The following is a 17,091-nucleotide window of genomic DNA, read 5'->3' as shown; positions in this document are numbered from 1 at the left end:
GGCACCCCCACGCTGAGACTCAGCCGGTGAAACCGGCCGTGATCGAGGTGAACTGCCAGGTGTTCTGGCTGATGCCGGAGCAGTTGCTCACCACGCCCCCGCCGGGGCACGGCCGGTCGCGGTTGACCGACCAGAAGGCGAGGCGGGCGATGTGGTGCGAGTTGGCCCAGTCGCGGATCTGGGTCCAGGTCGCCGGCGACGTGTTCTCCTGCTGGTCGGACAGGCCGTTCATGCCGGAGATGCCGATGTGGGAGTACGCGGTGGCGTCGTCCCAGCCGAACGTCGACTTGAGCTTGGCCTTCAGACCGTCGGTCGCGTTCACCGTGTTGCCGTACATGTCGGAGCCGCCGCCGAAGTCGAACGGCATTATCGTGAAGACGTCGATGCCGGCGTTCAGGGCCTGGGCCTGCTCGATGAGGCGGTTGCCCCAGTAGGTGGGGCCGGTCGTCGTGGTGCCGAAGGTGACGATCGTGCGCAGGCCCGGATTGTTGGCCTTGACCGTCTTCAGCGCGGTCAGGATGCGGTCCTGGACGGTGGCGTTCTCGAACTCGTCCGTGTTCTCGATGTCCATGTCGATCGCCTTGAGGCCATAGGCGTCGATCACCTTCTGCAGCGCCCCGGCCAGCGCGCTCGCCGAGGAGCAGTTGGCGCCGAGCTTGCTGCCCGACCAGCCGCCGAACGACGGGACGACGTCACCGCCCGCGGAGCGGACCGAGTTGATGACACTCTGGTCGTTGCCGCCGGTCAGCGGCCGGCTGCCGTCCCAGGCGGGGTTGCAGCCGCCGGAGTCCAGCATGAACGCCATCGTGTACCACTTGATGCCGGTCGAGCTCATCACCGAGGTCGCGCTCGGCGGATCGCCCCAGCCGAGGTAGAGATAGGGCGCGGCCTGCTTGAAGCCGGTGCCGCCGCCGCTGCCCGCGTCCGTCGTGACGGACACGGAGTTGGAGGCCGCCGAGGTGTTCCCGGCCGCGTCCCGCGCCTTCACAGTGAACGTGTACGCCGTGCTCGGCGACAGCCCGCTGACCGTGGCGGTCGTACCGGAGACGCTCAGCACCTGGTTGGAGCCGCTGTAGACGTCGTACGTCGTGACGCCCACGTTGTCCGTCGAGGCGTTCCACGCCAGGGTCGCGCTCGACGAGGTCTTGCCGGTGGAGCGGAGGCTGCCCGGAGCCGTCGGCGCCTGGGTGTCCGAGCCGCCTCCGCCCGGACCGTCCAGGCTGATGTCGTCGGCGTAGTAGGTGCCCTGCGCGTACCAGCCGTGGACATAGATCTTGGCGCTGGTCTGCGAGGCGCCGGTGGTGAAGGAGACCGACAGCCGGCTGTACGCCGACGTGGACGTCGTCCAGGTCGAGGCGCCGCCGTCCACGCCGAGGTACACATAGCTGCCGCGCACCCAGCCCGACAGGCTGTACGTCGTGTTCGGCTGCACCGGGACGGTCTGGCTGCACTGTGCGGTGTCACTCGAACTCACGGCTCCCGCAAGGGACTTGGAGCCGCCGTGCACGGGACTGGAGACGACCGACCCCAGATTTCCCGTGCAGGACCAGGGGGACAGGCTGCCCGACTCGAAGCCGGGATTGGACAGGATGTTGGCCGCCTGGGCCGTGCCGGGGAGGGCGACCGCCCCGGCCAGAGCCAGGGCGGCGGAGCCCAGCAGGGCGAGGAGGGAACGTCTGGAGCGTCTGAACATCGTGATGCGCACGCGATCTCCCTGAAGGTGATGGGGGTGCGGGAGTGCCGAAGAGTGCGCAACCAAGTTGGTATGGACCAATCACGGTGTCAAGATGCTGCGCCATGATTGGTCCAGACCGGTAAGGCGATGTTCTAGGCCGGCGCGGTGGCGGGTGCCCCCGCTTCCGCCGGCGGTGCGGAGACAGGCTTCGCGGCCGGTGCGGGCACGGCCGGCAGCACGGTCTCCGGCTCCTCCGTGCGCTGCTGGGGGAGCGAGACCGCCCGCAGCGGGCGCGGTCCCGACACGACCGTGTAGTCCGTGCCCAGGAACGGCGGAGCCACCTCGCCCGGGTCCTCGCCCAGCGCCAACTGCACTGCCGCCCAAGGGGCGTTGAGACCGCACAGCGAGAGCTGGTGCAGGCCGCCGGCCGGGCGCGTGTTGACGTCCATCAGGACCGGCTTGTCGCCGAACATCCGGAACTGGATGTTGGAGAGGTAGTGCAGCCCGAAGCCCTCCGCGAGCCGGGTGGCGGGATCGATCCACTGCTCGTGGAGCGTGAAGCCCCGGCGGCGGCCGTTCTTCGTGCGGCCCACCGCCATCCGGATCCGGTTGTCGGGCCCGGTGAGGCAGTCCACGGACACCTCCGGCTGCCCGAGGTGCGGCATGACCAGCCAGTCCACCGGCTCATCGGCGTCGCGCACGGCCTGGATGACCAGGTCCAGCTGCACATAGGGGCCGGGGAAGCCGTTGAGGTGTGCGAGCGAGAAGGGGGTGCGCGTGATGATGCGGAAACCCACGCCGCCCGCGCCGGCCGCCGGCTTGAAGCACGCCTTGTATCCGCCCGCCTCCAACTCCTCGACAGCGGACAGGAGTTCGTCCTCGGTCCGCACCCGCCGCCACGGCGGCACCGGAATGCCGATCGCCTGCACCGCCTCGTACGCCGTCGCCTTGTCCTGGAAGACGGCCACGGCCTCGGCGGGCGGCGCCAGCAGGGCCGTACCGGCCGCGGCGAAGTCCGCGCGATGCGCGACGACCGCGTCCTGGTGCAGACGCGGCACGAACACGTCGATGCCGCGGCGCGCGCACTGGTCGAGGGCGTACTCGACGTAGCCCGCCGGGGACAGGCCCTCGGGTTCCATGGCGGAGGTGTCCGCCGCGGCCAGGACGGGTGAGTCGGCGTCAGCGTGCGTGGCATGGATCTCGACCGCCCGGTCGTGCGGATTTCGCCGCAGCTGATCCATGAAGAACACGTTCTCCGCGTACGTGCGGTTGAGCCAGACGCGTACGCGAGAGCCCATGCAAGCCACCTTTCACGGTTTGCGGGCACGGCGAAGCAGGCCGGGCCCGGCCAGGGGAGTAGGGAGGTACACCAAACCGCCGTACGCAAGAGAGCGTCGGAGACGGATGTATGTTGGGGCGATCATAGGCCCTCCGGGACCCCCTCACTGCTACACGCGTGTTACGGATTCACGGCAGCCGTGCTCGAGTGATCCGAGCGCTCGTGGTGACGTGCCCCGGCGTGCCCTTGTCCGGGCGCGCGCGGATGTGTTCTTGTGTTTCACGTCCGGGTTGATGAAGATCGGTTCTGGTAGATCGTTTCTCGGGGAACCGGTTCATGAAGGGGGCGAGCGTGGAGTCGACGGCCGGTCGTGGACAGCTGCTCGCCATCAGCGATCTGCACATCGGATACGCGGAGAACCGCGCCCTCGTCGAGAAGATGCGCCCCGAGTCGGACGACGACTGGCTGCTGGTCGCCGGTGATGTCGCGGAGACCGTGGCCGACATCCGCTGGGCCCTCGAAACGCTGGCCGGACGCTTCCGCAAGGTGATCTGGGCACCCGGCAACCACGAGCTGTGGACCCACCCCAAGGACACCGTCACCCTGCGCGGCCTCGCCCGCTACGAGCACCTCGTCGACCTGTGCCGTGAGCTGGGTGTGACGACGCCCGAGGACCCGTACCCCGTCTGGGAGGGGCCGGGCGGCCCGGTGGCCGTCGCACCACTGTTCCTGCTCTACGACTACTCCTTCCTGCCGGCGGGCTGCGACACCAAGGAGCAGGGGCTGGAGTACGCCCACGGGACCGGGGTCGTCTGCACCGACGAGTTCATGCTGCACCCCGACCCCTACCCGACCCGCGACGCCTGGTGCCGGGCCCGGATCGCCGAGACCGAGCGCAGGCTGGCGCAGCTGCCCCCCGAGCTGTCCACCGTGCTGGTCAACCACTACCCGCTGGACCGGCACCCCACGGAGGTCCTGCACTACCCGGAGTTCGCCATGTGGTGCGGCACCCGGCTGACCGCCGACTGGCACCGCAGATTCCGGGCCGAGGTGATGGTCTACGGCCATCTCCACATTCCGCGGACCACCCACCACGAGGGCGTCCGCTTCGAAGAGGTGTCCGTGGGCTACCCCCGCGAATGGCGCAGGCGGCAGACACCGCCGGGCACGCTGCGCCGCATTCTGCCGATGGAGGTCGAAGCCCGGTGATCGAGGAGCTGCTCCCGGCGGCGGTCGTGGCCGTGGAGGCCCACGGTGACGAGGCGGCGGTGGACGGGGCGCTGTACCCCGAGGAGCAGGCGGTCATAGCGCGGGCCGTCGAGAAGCGCCGCCGCGAGTTCACCGCCGTACGCGTTTGTGCCCGGCGCGCCATGGAGAAGCTCGGCGTGCCCCCGCAGCCGGTGCTGCCCGGGGAGCGCGGCGCCCCGCGGTGGCCGGCCGGGCTGGTCGGCAGCATGACGCACTGCGAGGGGTACTGCGCCGCCGTGCTGGTCCGCGCCGGTGAGCTGGCCAGTCTGGGCATCGACGCGGAACCCCACGACCGACTGCCGGAGGGAGTCCTCTCCTCCGTCGCCCTGCCGACGGAGGAGCGCCGCCTGTACGACCTCGGCCGGTCCCGTCCGGACGTCCACTGGGACCGGCTGCTGTTCAGCGCGAAGGAGTCCGTCTACAAGGCGTGGTTCCCCCTCACCGGCAAGTGGCTGGACTTCCTCGAGGCGGACATCGAGATCTTCACGGAGCCCGCCGCACAGGGCAAGGCCCTGTCCGGCGGATTCCGCGCCGAACTCCTCGTCCCCGGCCCCCTGGTGAACGGCCGGCGGCTCGACGCCTTCGACGGCCGCTGGACGGTCCGGCGGGGCCTGGTGGCGACGGCTGTCACGGTGCCGCACCACTGACCCTTGCGCACACCGGCCTGTGTGGCACCACTGGGAGAGGCCCTACCCCTCCGGGCACCAACTGCGCAGCAGGTGGAAGAACTCCTCCTCGTTGCCCGCGAGGCCCGCGGCGGACAGGGCCTGCTCCGCCTCCGCCAGTGCGGCGGTGGGGACCGCGGGTGGTCGGCGGCCGTCCGGCGGACCGTCGAACGTCGCTCGTACGGTCTGGAGGAGGCGGAGATAGGCCTGCACGGCGGCGCGTTCGCGGTCGGTCAGTACGGCTGTCGGCATCGGTCGGCTCTCCCCTTGGTCGGCTTCGTCGTGCGGTACGTGAACTGCGTGCGCCCCCGGGCACACCGGTGGCACACGTCCAGCTTGCCGTCCACCACTGACAATCCCGTTTCCGTACGCCGAGGTTCGCCCGCTTAGCGGAGGCGAAACATCCCCGAAATCCCTTGTGGGGCAGGGGCCCTACGCTGAAAGGAAGGGCCTACGGCCGCTTCCGCGGCGGCCTGGGGAACGGGAGGCGAGCCATGGTCGACGTCCCACCACCGCGCCCGCGGCGCGCACTGCGGCTGCGCCCGGTGGGCGACGGCGAACTCCGGCTGCACCACCGCGTCGTGCACGGCTACCGCCGCGCCTACCGCATGGCCGGCGAGGGTCCCGTACTCGTGCTCATCCACGGCATCGGGGACTCCTCGGCGACCTGGGCCGAGCTGATCCCCGACCTCGCCCGCACCCATACGGTCATCGCGCCGGACCTCCTCGGCCACGGCGCCTCGGACAAGCCGCGGGCCGACTACTCGGTGGCCGCGTACGCGAACGGGGTGCGCGATCTGCTCGCCTCGCTCGACATCGAGTCGGCCACGCTGGTCGGGCATTCGCTCGGCGGCGGGGTCGCGATGCAGTTCGCGTACCAGTTCCCGGAGCGGACCGAGCGGCTGATCCTGGTCAGCGCCGGGGGAGTGGGACGGGAGGTCAACCCGGTGCTGCGGGCCGTCTCACTGCCCGGCGCGCATCTGATGCTCTCCACTCTGCGGTTGCCCGGCATGCGGTTCCAAGTGGGGATGTTCGCACGGCTGATGAGGCTCCTCGACACCGATCTGGGCCAGGACGCGCCGGAGTTGCTGACCCTGGTGGACGCACTGCCCGACGTGACCTCGCGCAGTGCCTTCATCCGTACGCTGCGGGCCGTCGTGGACTGGCGCGGGCAGGCGGTGACCATGCTCGACCGCTGCTATCTGACCGAGGGCATGCCCACGCTGCTGCTGTGGGGCGACCGGGACAGCGTGGTGCCGGTGCGGCACGCGTACGGCGCGCACGAGGCGATGCCCGGCAGCCGGCTGGAGATCTTCGAGGGCGCGGGCCACTTCCCCTTCCACACTGACCCCGCGCGCTTCCTCGCCCTGGTCGAGGAGTTCACGGGCACCACCCGTCCCGCCCACTGGAGCCGCGAACACTGGCGCGAACTGCTGCGGGCCGGCCGCCCGGGCAGCGCGGCCGGCCGGCCCGACACCGTGCGGAACCGGGCGGTGGAACGGGACTTGAGGCAGGCGAGCGAACGCAGCGCGACGTGATGCCGGTGGGTTCCAGGACCCGGAGGCTGACGCGCCCGTCATCCCTCCAGGTCCAGGGAGACGTCAGCCGGCAGCCTGCGTGCCCGACGGCTCCTTCGCGGTCAGCACCGCCTTGCGCTCCTCAGGTGTGAGCGGCGGCCCGGCCAGGGGAGAGCGCCGCGGGCCGCGCAGTACTGCGAAGAGGACCTCGGGCTTGACGAGCGTGGAGAGCGGCCTCGAAAGCGTGATCACGCCGAGGAACGCCTGGGCGACCAGCGGCCGGCCCGTCGCGGTCCGCATGAGCCGCTCCACGTAGCGGCCCAGGAGCTTCTGCGTGCCCCCGGGCTGCTTGCCGATCGCCTCGGGGTAGCGGATGTCCGTGCCCGTGGCCAGCTCCCAGGCGATCTTCACCGGAAGGGCCACGGCACGTTGCGCCCGGCGCGCGAGTCCGGGGGCCGCGAGTCCGTGCTCGGCCACGTGCTCGCGCAGCGCCACCGCGCCCTGGGCGGCAACTGACATGCCGTGCCCGTAGACCGGGTTGTACGTGGCGACGGCGTCGCCGATCGCGACGAATCCCTCGGGCCAGTCCTTCACCTTCTCGAAGAAGCGCCGCCGGTTGATGGTGCTGCGAGTGAGTACGACGTTCGTCAGCGGCTCCGCGTGCGCGATCAGTTCGCCCACGACGGGGTCTCTGACGCCGCGGGCGAACGCCTCGAACTCCTCGGCGGAGGCCGTCGGCTGGCCGCCGTGGGTGCCCGACAGCGTCACCAGCCAGCGCCCGCCCTCGACGGGAACGATCGTCGCAGACTGCGCGGGTACGGGCTGTGCCGGATCCGGCTGCACGTTGACCACGGGAAAGTCCTCGGTGCCTGCGGGTGCCCGGAAGATCCGGCTGGCGTACGCGAGTCCGGAGTCGACCTCGTCCATCGGAGCCTGTGGCACGCCCAGTGCGTCCAGCCAGGCGACGGAGCGCGAACCGCGCCCCGAGGCGTCCACCACCAGATCGGCCTCCAGGACGCGCTCCTCGCCCTCGGGCGTCCGCACCCGTACTCCCGTCACCCGCAAGGCCCCGCCCTCCAGACCGAGCAGTTCGGTGCCCGCCAAGAGGGTGACCCCCTCCTTTTTGGCAACCTGTTCACGGATGACCGAGTCGAGCAGGTCGCGGGTGCACGAGATCATGAACTCCATCTCGGGCCAGCGCCGGAGCCAGCCCTGCGCCGACAGTGAGACGAGGCCGGTCGGGAGGGGTATCCGGCGGGCGCCGGCGGCCAGCCAGGCGGCGGTCACACCGGGCAGCAGGTCCTCCATCGCGCGGGCGCCGCCGGACCACAGCAGATGAGCGTGGCGGGCCTGCGGGAGCCCCTTGCGCGGCGCGGGCTCCGCAGGCAGGACGTCGCGGTCCACGACGGTGACCTCGGCGTGTCGGTGCAGGGCGGCGGCGGCCAGCATGCCGGCCAGTCCCGCGCCGATGACGACGGCTCTGGGGGAGGCCGTGCCGCGGCTGCCAGGTGCCGCGCCCCGGGGGACGCTAGCGGGTTCGCTCATGGAAGTCGCTCTCTGACCTGGTCGAGGCCTGCCTTCGGGCGGCCGCGACGACGGGTGACTGACGCAGGGCATTGGACATCCGCACGAGGTCGCGTGGACCGTCCAAGGACGAGAACGGGGCGGTTGCCTCCGCTGAGCTGATGACCCTGCCCTCAGGGTCGGCGGACCTCGCCCGCACCGCCGCCGTCACCATCGCCGCGTCGGCCTCGGCCTGCGCCTGGGCGGGCTCGGAGCCCGCGGCCACGGCCGCGTCGTAGGCGAGGCAGCGGACCTCGGAATCGAAGTAGGGGTACAGGCCGAGCATGCCGTCGTGGATGTCTGACTCCCGCTGGGTGACCTGGAGATCTGCCGACGACCACCAGGAGATGCGTACCGCACGGTCGGCGAAGGTCGAGACCGGCTTCAACTCGCGCCACAGGGGCCCGAGCCGGCGGTAGGTCGACCACGTGATCCAGTTGTCCCCGATACGCTGGCAGGCCAGTGGGAGACAGAAGCCGACCGCACTTATCTGTGCGCCTGCCGAGGCCAGTACGGGGGCCACATCGGTACTCAGGTAGTCCAGGTTGCCGCCGTTCCACTGGGCGACCACGGCGGTGAACTTGGCCGCCGCGTAAGGGATGTTGAACATGAAGCCGAACGCGATGACCAGCAGCCCGGCCCGCAGCCAGCCGCGTACCTGGATCGCCCAGCGCCAGCACATCACGTTCATGGCGACACCCGCGACCGTGAGCGCGGCGAGATAGAGCACGATCATCTCGCGGATGAAAGGTGTGTTGGCGTAATAGGTGTCGAGGTCCCGCAGCCGCTCCTGAGGGGCCTCCCCGAGGAGGAACAGCACGACCAGGGCGACGCTCACCACGCTGTATCCGGCGATCCAGCGGCGAGAGAGGCGGCGGGTCACCTCGGGCGGCCCGCCGCGCCAGTTGATGATCAGCACCAGGCAGGACGCGCTGAAGGCACTCAGTACACAGTAGACAAGCGGTGCCGAGATGTTCGGGATCCCGGTGAGGGCGTTGACCTCAGCGATCGTCGGCGGGGCCGCGAACAGGAACACCAGACCGGCCAGAGCCAGGAGCACGCCCACGGAACGCAACAGCGGGTCGCGCCAGCCGCGGATCAAGGCGGGTGCCTTGGCCGCGAGGGCGACCCCCATGGCAGCAGCCGGTATGTAGTAGCTGGATCCGTCCATGTCGAAGCGTCTTCAGCCCTGCGGCCCGCGATAGCCCAGCGACGCCTCGATCCGGCCCGCCACGTCGTCGCGGCGCACGGGCCCCCGCAGCGACGAACCGGCCAGCCATCTGCGGCACTTGCTGGCGAGCAGCAGACCGAAGCTCTCGGCCTCCTTCTCGTCCGAGAGTTCGAAGCGGGTTCGCGCGGCGACCTTCAGGACGGTCGCCTGAAGATCCGCGGTGTCGCTGAGCAGACGGGCCGCCACGGCGGCGCCCTCCACGTGGTGGCTGCAGTGCCCGGCCTTCATGTGCCACAGTTCATGGCCGAGGATCACCAACTGGTGGTCGGGAGCGGTGCGTTCCTCGATGACGACGAGGTCCTGGTCGGCCATGTCGAGCCACAGCCCGCTCGCGGTCCCGGGCGGGAACGCGGCCGTACGGTACTGGACGGGGCGGCCGCGGCGTCTGCTCATGCCGTCGCACAGCGCGGCGTAGAGGTCGGCGGGCTCCGCCGGCGCCGGGAGCGAGAGCTCCGCGACCAACTCGCCGCACAGGCGGCGCATTTCCCTTCCGATGCCCACAGTTCTCCCCCGGATCAGGACTCGGGCCGCTTGACGCTCTCCAGGAGCATGTCGAGCCACTCCGCCACCTTGTCGCGGTGCTGGTCGGTGGGCAGCTGCGCGGCCCGCCAGGCGATTCCGCGGACGCCGTGGTCCTGCAACAGCCGCTCCAGCGGGTCGTCGACGGCCATGGCCGCCGCGCGCTCCCGGTCGGCGAGCTGCTGGAGGAGCTCCTGCTCGGAGCGCTGGAGGGTGCCCGCGAGCGCCTCGGGGTCCTCAGCCGTGAGGAATCCGGCGTGCACCCTAAAGAAGCGCTGAATGGCGTCGCAGTGCTCCATGGTGGGGCGGCGGTCCCCGTTGATGAGGGCCCCCGCCTGCTGGCGCGACATGCCCGCGCCGTCGGCGATCTCCTGCTGGGTGTACCGGCGCCTGTTGGGCTTGAGCCGGGTGCGGCGCAGCAGGTCGAGCCGCTGGAGGAAACGGGCCTGAAGATCCGGCTCACCGGCGGGGCGCCCGCTCAGCAGGGCCTTCACCACGGGCTCCGGGACGCCCGAGGCGACCGAGAGGCGGCCGACGTCGAAGACCTCCGCGTGCGCCACGCCCAGCCGGTCGGCCAGGGCTGCGACACGGGCCACGACGGCCGGCAGCAGAACCGTCGCCGTGGCGTCCGGAACTTCCAGGCCATCCGTCACCGACAGATCTCCTACGTCTCTTCTCAGGTCTCTCACACGGCTCTCATGCTGATCCGGCACCATCCGGTGATGGTCAGGAACCATCGGGAGATTAGCGGTTGGTTCGAACTCACATCCAGGTCTCGCCACAACTGTGGCGAGATTCAGCCGTCAACGCGCGCCAAATGCCACGATAGTTGACATGACTCTGCTCCGGGAAGCAGGATCAGGGCGCCGCGTGAAGGCCGCAAGGGCAAGAGGGGTGACCTCCCGATGGCGTATCAGGCAGGTGGGCAGCGGCCGGCGCCGCGACCCGTCCCCGCGAGTGTGGAGGCTCAGGCGTATCTGCAGGACTACGCCGCGCTCCTCGAATCCGTCTCCTTCCCGTCCGTGGTCTTCGACCACCGCTGGGACGTCGTCCTGTCCAACGCCGCGTTCGAGACACTTTTCGGCGGCGTGGGGCCGCACCCGACGGCCATGCCGGGCGACAACTTCCTCCGGTTCGTGCTGTTCCACCCGGACGCGGCCACGATCCTCGGCGAGCACGAGTCGAGCTGGTGCCTGCCGATGCTGGCGCACTTCGCCGCCGCGGTGGAGCGCCACGGCCAGGACCGAGGTCTGCTGTCCATCCGCCGGGACATCGCCCAGGACCCGATCATGGAAGCCGCCTACCGTCACGGCCTGCCGCACTGGATCCGCGCGGTGGGGGCGAACGCCGTCGAGCACGACGGTGCCGTACGCCCGCTGCTGCACCCCGATCCGCGCTGGGGCACCGACTGCCGGGTGGTGGGGGAGACCCCGAGGACCCTTCAGGACATGGGCTATACGAGGATGACGCTGGTGCTGCGCGAGGCGCGCCGCCCGGCGGACGGCCCTCGCAGGCCGCGTCGCGCGGGCCGCACGTCGAACCATCTCAGCGTGGTGCCCTCACCGGAGAGGTGAGGCGGTTCGAGACTCCGGCTCCGTCGGCGTTCAGGTCGCCGACGGCGCCGGAGCTCACCGCTCGGCCATGACGAGGACGAGGGGGACGCCGTCGCAGGGCATCAGGTGCAGGCCGTCGAAGTGTTCCGGCCGGGCCTGGGTGAGGACGGCGGCGAAGTCGGGGCCCTTGGTGAGGGAGCCGGCCAGGTGTGCGGGGTCGGCGGACGCGGCGACCCGGCCGCGCGCGTTGACCAGGTGCGCCGGGCCCGGCAGCCGTTGCAGCAGGGGCATCACGGCCGTCTCGAAGTGCCGCAGATACACATCCGCCGCGGCCACCCCCGCGAACCGCCCCTCCACCTGCACCGGCGCGGACAGGGTGAGGCTGTACTCCTCGGAACACAGATAGTCCACATACGGCCCGGCCACCGCCCGGCGCCCGGTGTCACGGGGCAGCGCGAACCAGTCCCAGTGCGTGTAATCCGAGTACGCCGACTGCCGCGGGTCCAGGTCGAGCAGCAACGGCCGCAGCGCCCCGTCCGCACCGGTCTGCCACCACTCCAGCCACGTCGGCACATCGCCCAGCAGCCCCGGCGCGGCCACGAACCCCACCCCCGAGACCAGCTCCTGCCGCGCCAGCCGCAGATGAAGCCCCGGCCGCAGCCCGGCCAGATCCACGGTCGCCGGCCGACGACCCAGCCCGGCCACTTGCGCCAGCAACGCCGCCGTGTCCGCCCGCGTCTCCTCGACGGCCTCGAACACCGCCTCCAGCGCGGAACGCACCTGCGCCGCCACCCGCGCCTGCGCCGCCACCCGCGCCTGCGGCGACACATCCAGCGTCGCCGCCGCACCGGCCGGACCGGGACTCCTGCTCATGGGCGCCCTCCAGCGCACGGGGACCGGGTTCGACGCTGCTACAGGGCGAGGCGCAGCGTGATGAGCCGCGCCGTGGAGTCCTGTACACACCGCTCGGCCAGTGCTCTGGCCGTGTCGTCGGCCCCATCCTGCACCGCCGAGATCACGGCGCGGTGACGGCCGGCGACTTCCTGACGGTAGGCGTCGTCCCCGAGTACGAGACACAGCAGCGCCCCGACCTCCGTCTGCAGCGCGACCTGCTCGCGGGTGAGCCGGGCGGACTGCGCGGCCGCGGCCAACTCCACATGGAACCGGCCGTAGACGCGGCTGCGCGCCGCCGCGTCCTCGGCCTGATCGAACTCCTCGAGCGTGCGGCGCAGTTGCTGGAGGTCGTCCGGCTCCGTGCGCTGCGCCGCGAGCCGGGCCGCCGCGCCCGACACGGCCGCCCAGTGGTCGCCCAGGTCCCGGAGCTCCTCCGTGCTCCAGCCGGCCAGCCGCACCCTGAGCCGCTCCTCGCCGGGGATCGCGGGCAGCGAGACGAAGCTGCCGCCGCCGCGTCCCCTGCGGGTGGTGACGAGCCCCTGCTGCCGCAGCGCCATGAGCGCTTCCCGCAGGGTCACGGTGGACACGCCGAGCTGCCCGGCCAGCTCGCTCTCGCCGGGCAGCTGCTCCCCGTCGGCGAGCAGCCCGAGCTCGATGGCGTCGCCGAGCCGGCGGACGACCGTCTCCACTCGTGCCCGGCTGTCCACCGGGGTGAAGACGGCGCTCCGGGCGCCGCCGGCGTTCCTGTTGACGGGCTGCTTCACGGCCACCACCTTGTGCGTTGACTCAACCTTTACCCTAAGGGGGTCTTGAGCTTTGAACTATGACTTCATATCTTTTCGTTTAACGTAAGAGTGCACCAGAAAGGTTCCCGCCCATGGAGGCACGCGCGATCCGGCTGCAGGGACTGCGGAAGGTGTTCGGTGATACCGCCGCCGTGACCGGCGTCGACCTGGAGATAGCCGACGGAGAGTTCTTCTCGATGCTCGGCCCGTCCGGCTCCGGCAAGACGACCGTCCTGCGTATGATCGCGGGCTTCGAGAGCCCCACCGCCGGCCGGATAGAGCTGGCGGGCCAGGAGGTCACCGGGCTCGCCCCCTTCGAACGGGACGTGCACACCGTCTTCCAGGACTACGCCCTGTTCCCGCACATGACCGTGGAACAGAACGTCGCCTACGGCCTCAAGGTCCGCAAGGTGCCCAGGGTCGAGCGGCTCGCCCGGGCCCGCAAGGCACTCGCCGACGTACGCCTCGAAGCGTTCGGCACCCGGCGCCCATCCCAGCTCTCCGGCGGTCAGCGCCAGCGGGTCGCGCTCGCCCGCGCCCTGGTCGGCCGCCCCCGTGTGCTGCTGCTCGACGAACCGCTCGGCGCCCTCGACCTCAAACTGCGCGAGCAGATGCAGGTCGAACTCAAGGCGATCCAGCGCGAGGTCGGCATCACCTTCGTGTTCGTCACCCACGACCAGGAGGAGGCCCTGACGATGAGCGACCGCATCGCCGTCTTCAACCGGGGCCGCATCGAACAGGTCGGCACCCCGGCCGAGATCTACGAGCGCCCCTCGACCCCGTTCGTGGCCTCGTTCGTCGGCACCTCGAACCTCCTGTCGGGCGAGTCGGCACAGCGGATCGTCGGCGCCCCCGGCACGTACAGCATCAGGCCCGAGAAGATCCGGGTCCTTGGGGAGTCCGCCCACGCGGGCGACCCGCAGTACTCCACCGCCACTGGCACCGTCGTCGAGGTGGTCTATCTCGGAGACGTCACCCGTTTCCTGGTGGACCTGGACGCGGGCGGCCGGCTCACCGCCCTCCAGCAGAACCTGGAGACCTCCTCCGCGGACGTCGCCGCGTATCGCGGCACCCGGGTCACCCTCCAGTGGCACCGCGGCCACACCTTCAGGGTCCCCGAAGCCGGTTGACCCGACCGCTCACCCCTGCCGTCACGTGTTGACCCCACCGCTCAGTCCCCCGTCACGTATGGAGAACGTCGTGCGTCTCACCCGAACCCTCCAGGCCACCGCCGCCGTCGCGGTGCTCCTCGCGGCCACCGCCTGTGGATCGTCCGACTCGGGCGGCTCGTCCTCGTCGACGGGCCTCAACCCGCCCGACCTCAAGGCGCAGTCGAAGCTCGGCAAGACGGAGGGCCAGGTCAACCTCGTCGCCTGGGCCGGCTACGTCGAGGACGGCTCCAACGACCCCAAGACCGACTGGGTCAGCGACTTCGAGAAGCAGTCCGGCTGCCAGGTCAACTCCAAGGTCGCGGCCAGCTCCGACGAGATGGTCAAGCTGATGAAGACCGGCCAGTACGACGCCGTGTCCGCGTCCGGCGACGCCTCCCTGCGCCTCATCGCCTCCGGTGACGCGGCTCCCGTCAACACGGACCTCGTTCCCAACTACCAGGACGTCTTCAGCGGCCTGAAGAAGCAGGCGTGGAACTCCGTCGACGGCACGCCCTACGGCATCCCGCACGGCCGTGGCGCCAACCTGCTGATGTACAACACGCAGAAGGTGAAGCCCGCCCCGACCTCCTGGTCCGCCGTCTTCGACGACGCCTCGCGGTACAAGGGTCATGTCACGGCGTACGACTCCCCGATCTACATCGCCGACGCGGCGCTCTATCTCAAGGCCACCAAGCCCGAACTGAAGATCAAGGACCCCTACGCGCTCGACCAGAAGCAGTTCGACGCGGCCGTCGCCCTGCTGAAGAAGCAGAACGCGAACGTCGGCGAGTACTGGGGCGACTACCTCAAGGAGATCTCCGCCTTCAAGAGCGGCGACTCCGTGGTCGGCACCACCTGGCAGGTCATCGCCAACCTCGCCGCCGACGAGGGCGCCAAGGTCAAGGCGGTCGTGCCGAAGGAGGGCTCCACCGGCTGGTCCGACACCTGGATGGTCTCCGCCAAGGCCAAGCACCCCAACTGCGCCTACAAGTGGCTGGACTGGATCATCTCACCGAAGGTCAACGCCCAGGTCGCCGAGTACTTCGGTGAGGCTCCGGCCAACGCCAAGGCCTGCGACGAGACCAGCGACAAGAACTTCTGCGACACCTTCCACGCCACCGAAGAGAGCTACTGGAAGGACACCGCCTTCTGGAACACGCCCATCGAGCAGTGCCTCGACGGCCGTACCGACGTGAAGTGCGTGCCCTACGCCAAGTGGGTCCAGGCCTGGACCGAGATCAAGGGCTGAGACAACGGTGAAGACCACCACTGCGCGAGCCGCCGGACGGACCCCCGTCCGGCGGCTCGCCGGGACCCTGCACCGCCGCCCCCGGCTCAGGCTGTCCCTGCTCCTGACCGCACCGCTGCTCTGGCTCGCCGTGCTCTATCTCGGCTCGCTGAGCGTGCTGTTCATCTCCGCGTTCTGGACGACGAACTCCTTCACCTCCGAGGTCGTGAAGGTCTGGTCGACCGACAACTTCCACACGCTGTTCACCACCCCCGTCTTCCGCCAGGTGATCCTGCGCAGCGTCGGCGTCGCGCTCGCGGTCACCGTCCTGTGCGCGGTGATCGCCTTCCCGGTCGCCTTCTACACGGCCCGCCTGGCCAAGCCGAAGTGGCGTCCGCTCCTCGTGGTCGCGATCCTCACCCCGCTGTGGGCCAGCTACCTGGTCAAGGTGTACGCCTGGCGGCTCATCCTCTCCCAGGACGGGCTCGCCGACTGGATGCTGAAGCCGTTCGGGCTCAGCGGTCCGGGGTTCGGCCTGCCGGCGACGGTCATCACCCTGACGTACCTCTGGCTGCCGTACATGATCCTGCCGATCCACACGGCGCTGGAGCAGCTGCCCGCCAACCTCCTCGACGCATCCGCCGATCTGGGCGCGCGGGCCGGCCGCACCTTCCGCTCGGTCGTGCTGCCGATGGTCCTGCCGTCGGTCGCGGCCGGCTCGGTCTTCACCTTCTCGCTCAGTCTCGGTGACTACATCACCGTGCAGATCGTCGGCGGCAAGACCCAGCTGATCGGCAACCTCGTCTACTCCAACATCGAACTGAACCTGCCCATGGCCGCCGCACTCGGCACGGTCCCCGTCGTCGTCATCGTGGTCTATCTGCTCGCGATGCGCCGCACGGGTGCGCTCAGCAGCCTCTGATCAGCCCGTTAGGAGCCCTGCCGTGCAACTGTCCCGTTCCGCGCGCATCGCGTTGCGCGTCGCCGCCGGATGCGGCTTCGCGGCCATCTACGTCCCGCTCGCGCTCGTCCTCGTCAACTCCTTCAACTCCGACCGCAGCGCGAGCTGGCCGCCGTCGGGCCTGACCCTCCACTGGTGGTCGGTCGCCTGGGGGAGCGAGGGCGCCCGCGCCGCGTTGTGGGTGTCGGTCAAGGCGGGCCTCGGCGCCACGGCCATCGCCCTGCTGCTGGGCACACTCATCGCCTTCGCGGTGGCCCGGCACCGCTTCTTCGGCCGCGACGCCATCTCCTTCGTGGTCGTCCTGCCGATCGCGCTGCCCGGCATCGTCACGGGCATCGCGCTCAACTCGGCGTTCAGTACGGTCCTGGAGCCCCTGGGCGTCGGACTCGGCATGTTCACCGTGGTCGTCGGCCACGCCACCTTCTGCATCGTCGTCGTCTTCAACAACGTCGTCGCCCGGCTGCGCCGCACCTCCGGCTCGTACGAGGAGGCGGCGATGGACCTGGGTGCGAACACCTTCCGCGCCTTCGCCGACGTCACCTTCCCGCTGGTGCGCTCGGCGTTGCTCGCGGGCGGGCTGCTCGCCTTCGCGCTCTCCTTCGACGAGATCGTGGTGACGACGTTCACGGCCGGTCCCGGCATCGAGACCCTGCCGATCTGGATCTTCAACAACATGACGCGACCGCAGCAGGCACCGGTGGTGAACGTCGTGGCGGCGGTCCTGGTCCTCCTCTCCGTACTCCCGATCTACGTGGCCCAGCGGCTGTCCGCGGACACGGCGACCGAGAGCCGGATCTAGGGCGACAGGCCCTGGGGCGGGTC

General features: G+C 70.4%; 17 protein-coding genes. 8 read left to right on the top strand and 9 right to left on the bottom strand.

Translation table 11 applies throughout. The annotated features are described in order from the left end of the window. Window positions 1–19 precede the first annotated feature (19 nt). Together GTY58_RS09245 and GTY58_RS09240 are read right to left on the bottom strand one after the other, a co-directional pair. The gene (locus tag GTY58_RS09245; protein ID WP_171033242.1) at window positions 20–1,693 is read right to left on the bottom strand and encodes a carbohydrate binding domain-containing protein; all 1,674 of its coding nucleotides are present in this window, start codon (window positions 1,691–1,693) and stop codon (window positions 20–22) included. A 134-nt stretch (window positions 1,694–1,827) separates the two neighbouring features. Then, window positions 1,828–2,973, bottom strand: coding sequence for an ATP-grasp domain-containing protein (locus GTY58_RS09240; RefSeq protein ID WP_010983189.1), 1,146 nt, complete (start codon window positions 2,971–2,973; stop codon window positions 1,828–1,830). 332 nt (window positions 2,974–3,305) lie between these two features. Between GTY58_RS09240 and GTY58_RS09235 the strand changes: the two genes are divergently transcribed. Together GTY58_RS09235 and GTY58_RS09230 are read left to right on the top strand one after the other, a co-directional pair. Further along, a complete protein-coding gene (locus tag GTY58_RS09235) occupies window positions 3,306–4,163 on the top strand; it encodes a metallophosphoesterase (RefSeq protein WP_037647573.1) in 858 nt (285 codons plus the stop codon). Further along, complete coding sequence (locus GTY58_RS09230; protein WP_010983187.1) at window positions 4,160–4,849, top strand: 4'-phosphopantetheinyl transferase superfamily protein; 690 nt, start codon at window positions 4,160–4,162, stop codon at window positions 4,847–4,849. Before GTY58_RS09235 ends, GTY58_RS09230 begins: the two co-directional genes overlap by 4 nt. Before the next feature lie 42 nt (window positions 4,850–4,891). Here GTY58_RS09230 and GTY58_RS09225 read toward each other — a convergent pair whose 3' ends face one another. Continuing rightward, on the bottom strand, window positions 4,892–5,119 hold the full coding sequence (locus tag GTY58_RS09225) for a hypothetical protein (protein WP_037647422.1): 228 nt from the start codon (window positions 5,117–5,119) through the stop codon (window positions 4,892–4,894). Between the two features lie 242 nt (window positions 5,120–5,361). On the opposite strand from GTY58_RS09225, the gene GTY58_RS09220 reads away from it, so the two are divergent. Beyond that, a complete protein-coding gene (locus GTY58_RS09220; protein WP_010983185.1) occupies window positions 5,362–6,405 on the top strand; it encodes an alpha/beta hydrolase in 1,044 nt (347 codons plus the stop codon). Window positions 6,406–6,468: 63 nt separating this feature from the next. On the opposite strand, the gene GTY58_RS09215 is transcribed toward GTY58_RS09220, so the two are convergent. The 4 genes from GTY58_RS09215 to GTY58_RS09200 are packed head-to-tail and all read right to left on the bottom strand — an operon-like array spanning window position 6,469 to window position 10,350. Next, window positions 6,469–7,929, bottom strand: coding sequence for an FAD-dependent monooxygenase (locus GTY58_RS09215; RefSeq protein ID WP_010983184.1), 1,461 nt, complete (start codon window positions 7,927–7,929; stop codon window positions 6,469–6,471). Further along, window positions 7,913–9,118, bottom strand: a complete 1,206-nt coding sequence (locus GTY58_RS09210) for an MAB_1171c family putative transporter (protein WP_010983183.1) — start codon at window positions 9,116–9,118, stop codon at window positions 7,913–7,915. The genes GTY58_RS09215 and GTY58_RS09210 overlap by 17 nt, the downstream gene beginning before the upstream one ends. 12 nt (window positions 9,119–9,130) lie before the next feature. Continuing rightward, the gene (locus GTY58_RS09205; protein WP_010983182.1) at window positions 9,131–9,661 is read right to left on the bottom strand and encodes a hypothetical protein; all 531 of its coding nucleotides are present in this window, start codon (window positions 9,659–9,661) and stop codon (window positions 9,131–9,133) included. Between the two features lie 32 nt (window positions 9,662–9,693). Beyond that, window positions 9,694–10,350 (bottom strand): helix-turn-helix transcriptional regulator, encoded by a 657-nt coding sequence (locus tag GTY58_RS09200; RefSeq protein WP_010983181.1) that lies wholly within the window; start codon window positions 10,348–10,350, stop codon window positions 9,694–9,696. Between the two features lie 252 nt (window positions 10,351–10,602). Between GTY58_RS09200 and GTY58_RS09195 the strand changes: the two genes are divergently transcribed. Continuing rightward, window positions 10,603–11,271: a hypothetical protein gene (locus GTY58_RS09195; protein ID WP_010983180.1), complete on the top strand. Its 669-nt coding sequence runs from the start codon at window positions 10,603–10,605 to the stop codon at window positions 11,269–11,271. 54 nt (window positions 11,272–11,325) lie between these two features. Here the strand turns inward: GTY58_RS09195 and GTY58_RS09190 are convergent, their stop codons facing one another. Both GTY58_RS09190 and GTY58_RS09185 read right to left on the bottom strand, forming a co-directional pair. Next, window positions 11,326–12,123 (bottom strand): hypothetical protein, encoded by a 798-nt coding sequence (locus GTY58_RS09190; protein ID WP_010983179.1) that lies wholly within the window; start codon window positions 12,121–12,123, stop codon window positions 11,326–11,328. A gap of 38 nt (window positions 12,124–12,161) precedes the next feature. Beyond that, entirely contained in the window at window positions 12,162–12,908 is a 747-nt protein-coding gene (locus GTY58_RS09185; protein ID WP_037646143.1) for a GntR family transcriptional regulator, read from the bottom strand. Between the two features lie 113 nt (window positions 12,909–13,021). Here GTY58_RS09185 and GTY58_RS09180 point away from each other — a divergent pair, with 113 nt between their 5' ends. The 4 genes from GTY58_RS09180 (at window position 13,022) to GTY58_RS09165 (ending at window position 17,068) form a co-directional block, all read left to right on the top strand. Next, window positions 13,022–14,059 (top strand): ABC transporter ATP-binding protein, encoded by a 1,038-nt coding sequence (locus GTY58_RS09180; RefSeq protein ID WP_010983177.1) that lies wholly within the window; start codon window positions 13,022–13,024, stop codon window positions 14,057–14,059. A gap of 70 nt (window positions 14,060–14,129) precedes the next feature. Continuing rightward, window positions 14,130–15,329 carry an ABC transporter substrate-binding protein gene (locus GTY58_RS09175; RefSeq protein WP_037646147.1) on the top strand — a complete coding sequence of 400 codons (1,200 nt, stop codon included), beginning with the start codon at window positions 14,130–14,132 and terminating at the stop codon, window positions 15,327–15,329. Between the two features lie 7 nt (window positions 15,330–15,336). Then, the gene (locus GTY58_RS09170; RefSeq protein ID WP_010983175.1) at window positions 15,337–16,230 is read left to right on the top strand and encodes an ABC transporter permease; all 894 of its coding nucleotides are present in this window, start codon (window positions 15,337–15,339) and stop codon (window positions 16,228–16,230) included. 22 nt (window positions 16,231–16,252) lie between these two features. Further along, window positions 16,253–17,068, top strand: coding sequence for an ABC transporter permease (locus tag GTY58_RS09165; protein ID WP_037645865.1), 816 nt, complete (start codon window positions 16,253–16,255; stop codon window positions 17,066–17,068). The last annotated feature ends 23 nt before the right edge of the window (window positions 17,069–17,091 follow it).

Source organism: Streptomyces sp. SID5469, assembly GCF_009862865.1.
GTDB classification, from domain to species: Bacteria; Actinomycetota; Actinomycetes; order Streptomycetales; family Streptomycetaceae; genus Streptomyces; species Streptomyces avermitilis.
Note: the sequence above shows the minus strand (reverse complement) of the source record. Positions and strands in the feature narration are given on the sequence as shown.

Bases quoted from the DNA above. Each gene is read 5' to 3' on its own strand.
- GTY58_RS09210 (WP_010983183.1), bottom strand. From the start codon at position 9,118: ATGGACGGATCCAGCTACTACATACCGGCTGCTGCCATGGGGGTCGCC.
- GTY58_RS09225 (WP_037647422.1), bottom strand. From the start codon at position 5,119: ATGCCGACAGCCGTACTGACCGACCGCGAACGCGCCGCCGTGCAGGCC.
- GTY58_RS09190 (WP_010983179.1), bottom strand. From the start codon at position 12,123: ATGAGCAGGAGTCCCGGTCCGGCCGGTGCGGCGGCGACGCTGGATGTG.
- GTY58_RS09220 (WP_010983185.1), top strand. From the start codon at position 5,362: ATGGTCGACGTCCCACCACCGCGCCCGCGGCGCGCACTGCGGCTGCGC.
- GTY58_RS09245 (WP_171033242.1), bottom strand. From the start codon at position 1,693: ATGTTCAGACGCTCCAGACGTTCCCTCCTCGCCCTGCTGGGCTCCGCC.
- GTY58_RS09240 (WP_010983189.1), bottom strand. From the start codon at position 2,973: ATGGGCTCTCGCGTACGCGTCTGGCTCAACCGCACGTACGCGGAGAAC.
- GTY58_RS09180 (WP_010983177.1), top strand. From the start codon at position 13,022: ATGGAGGCACGCGCGATCCGGCTGCAGGGACTGCGGAAGGTGTTCGGT.
- GTY58_RS09195 (WP_010983180.1), top strand. From the start codon at position 10,603: ATGGCGTATCAGGCAGGTGGGCAGCGGCCGGCGCCGCGACCCGTCCCC.
- GTY58_RS09205 (WP_010983182.1), bottom strand. From the start codon at position 9,661: ATGCGCCGCCTGTGCGGCGAGTTGGTCGCGGAGCTCTCGCTCCCGGCG.
- GTY58_RS09215 (WP_010983184.1), bottom strand. From the start codon at position 7,929: ATGAGCGAACCCGCTAGCGTCCCCCGGGGCGCGGCACCTGGCAGCCGC.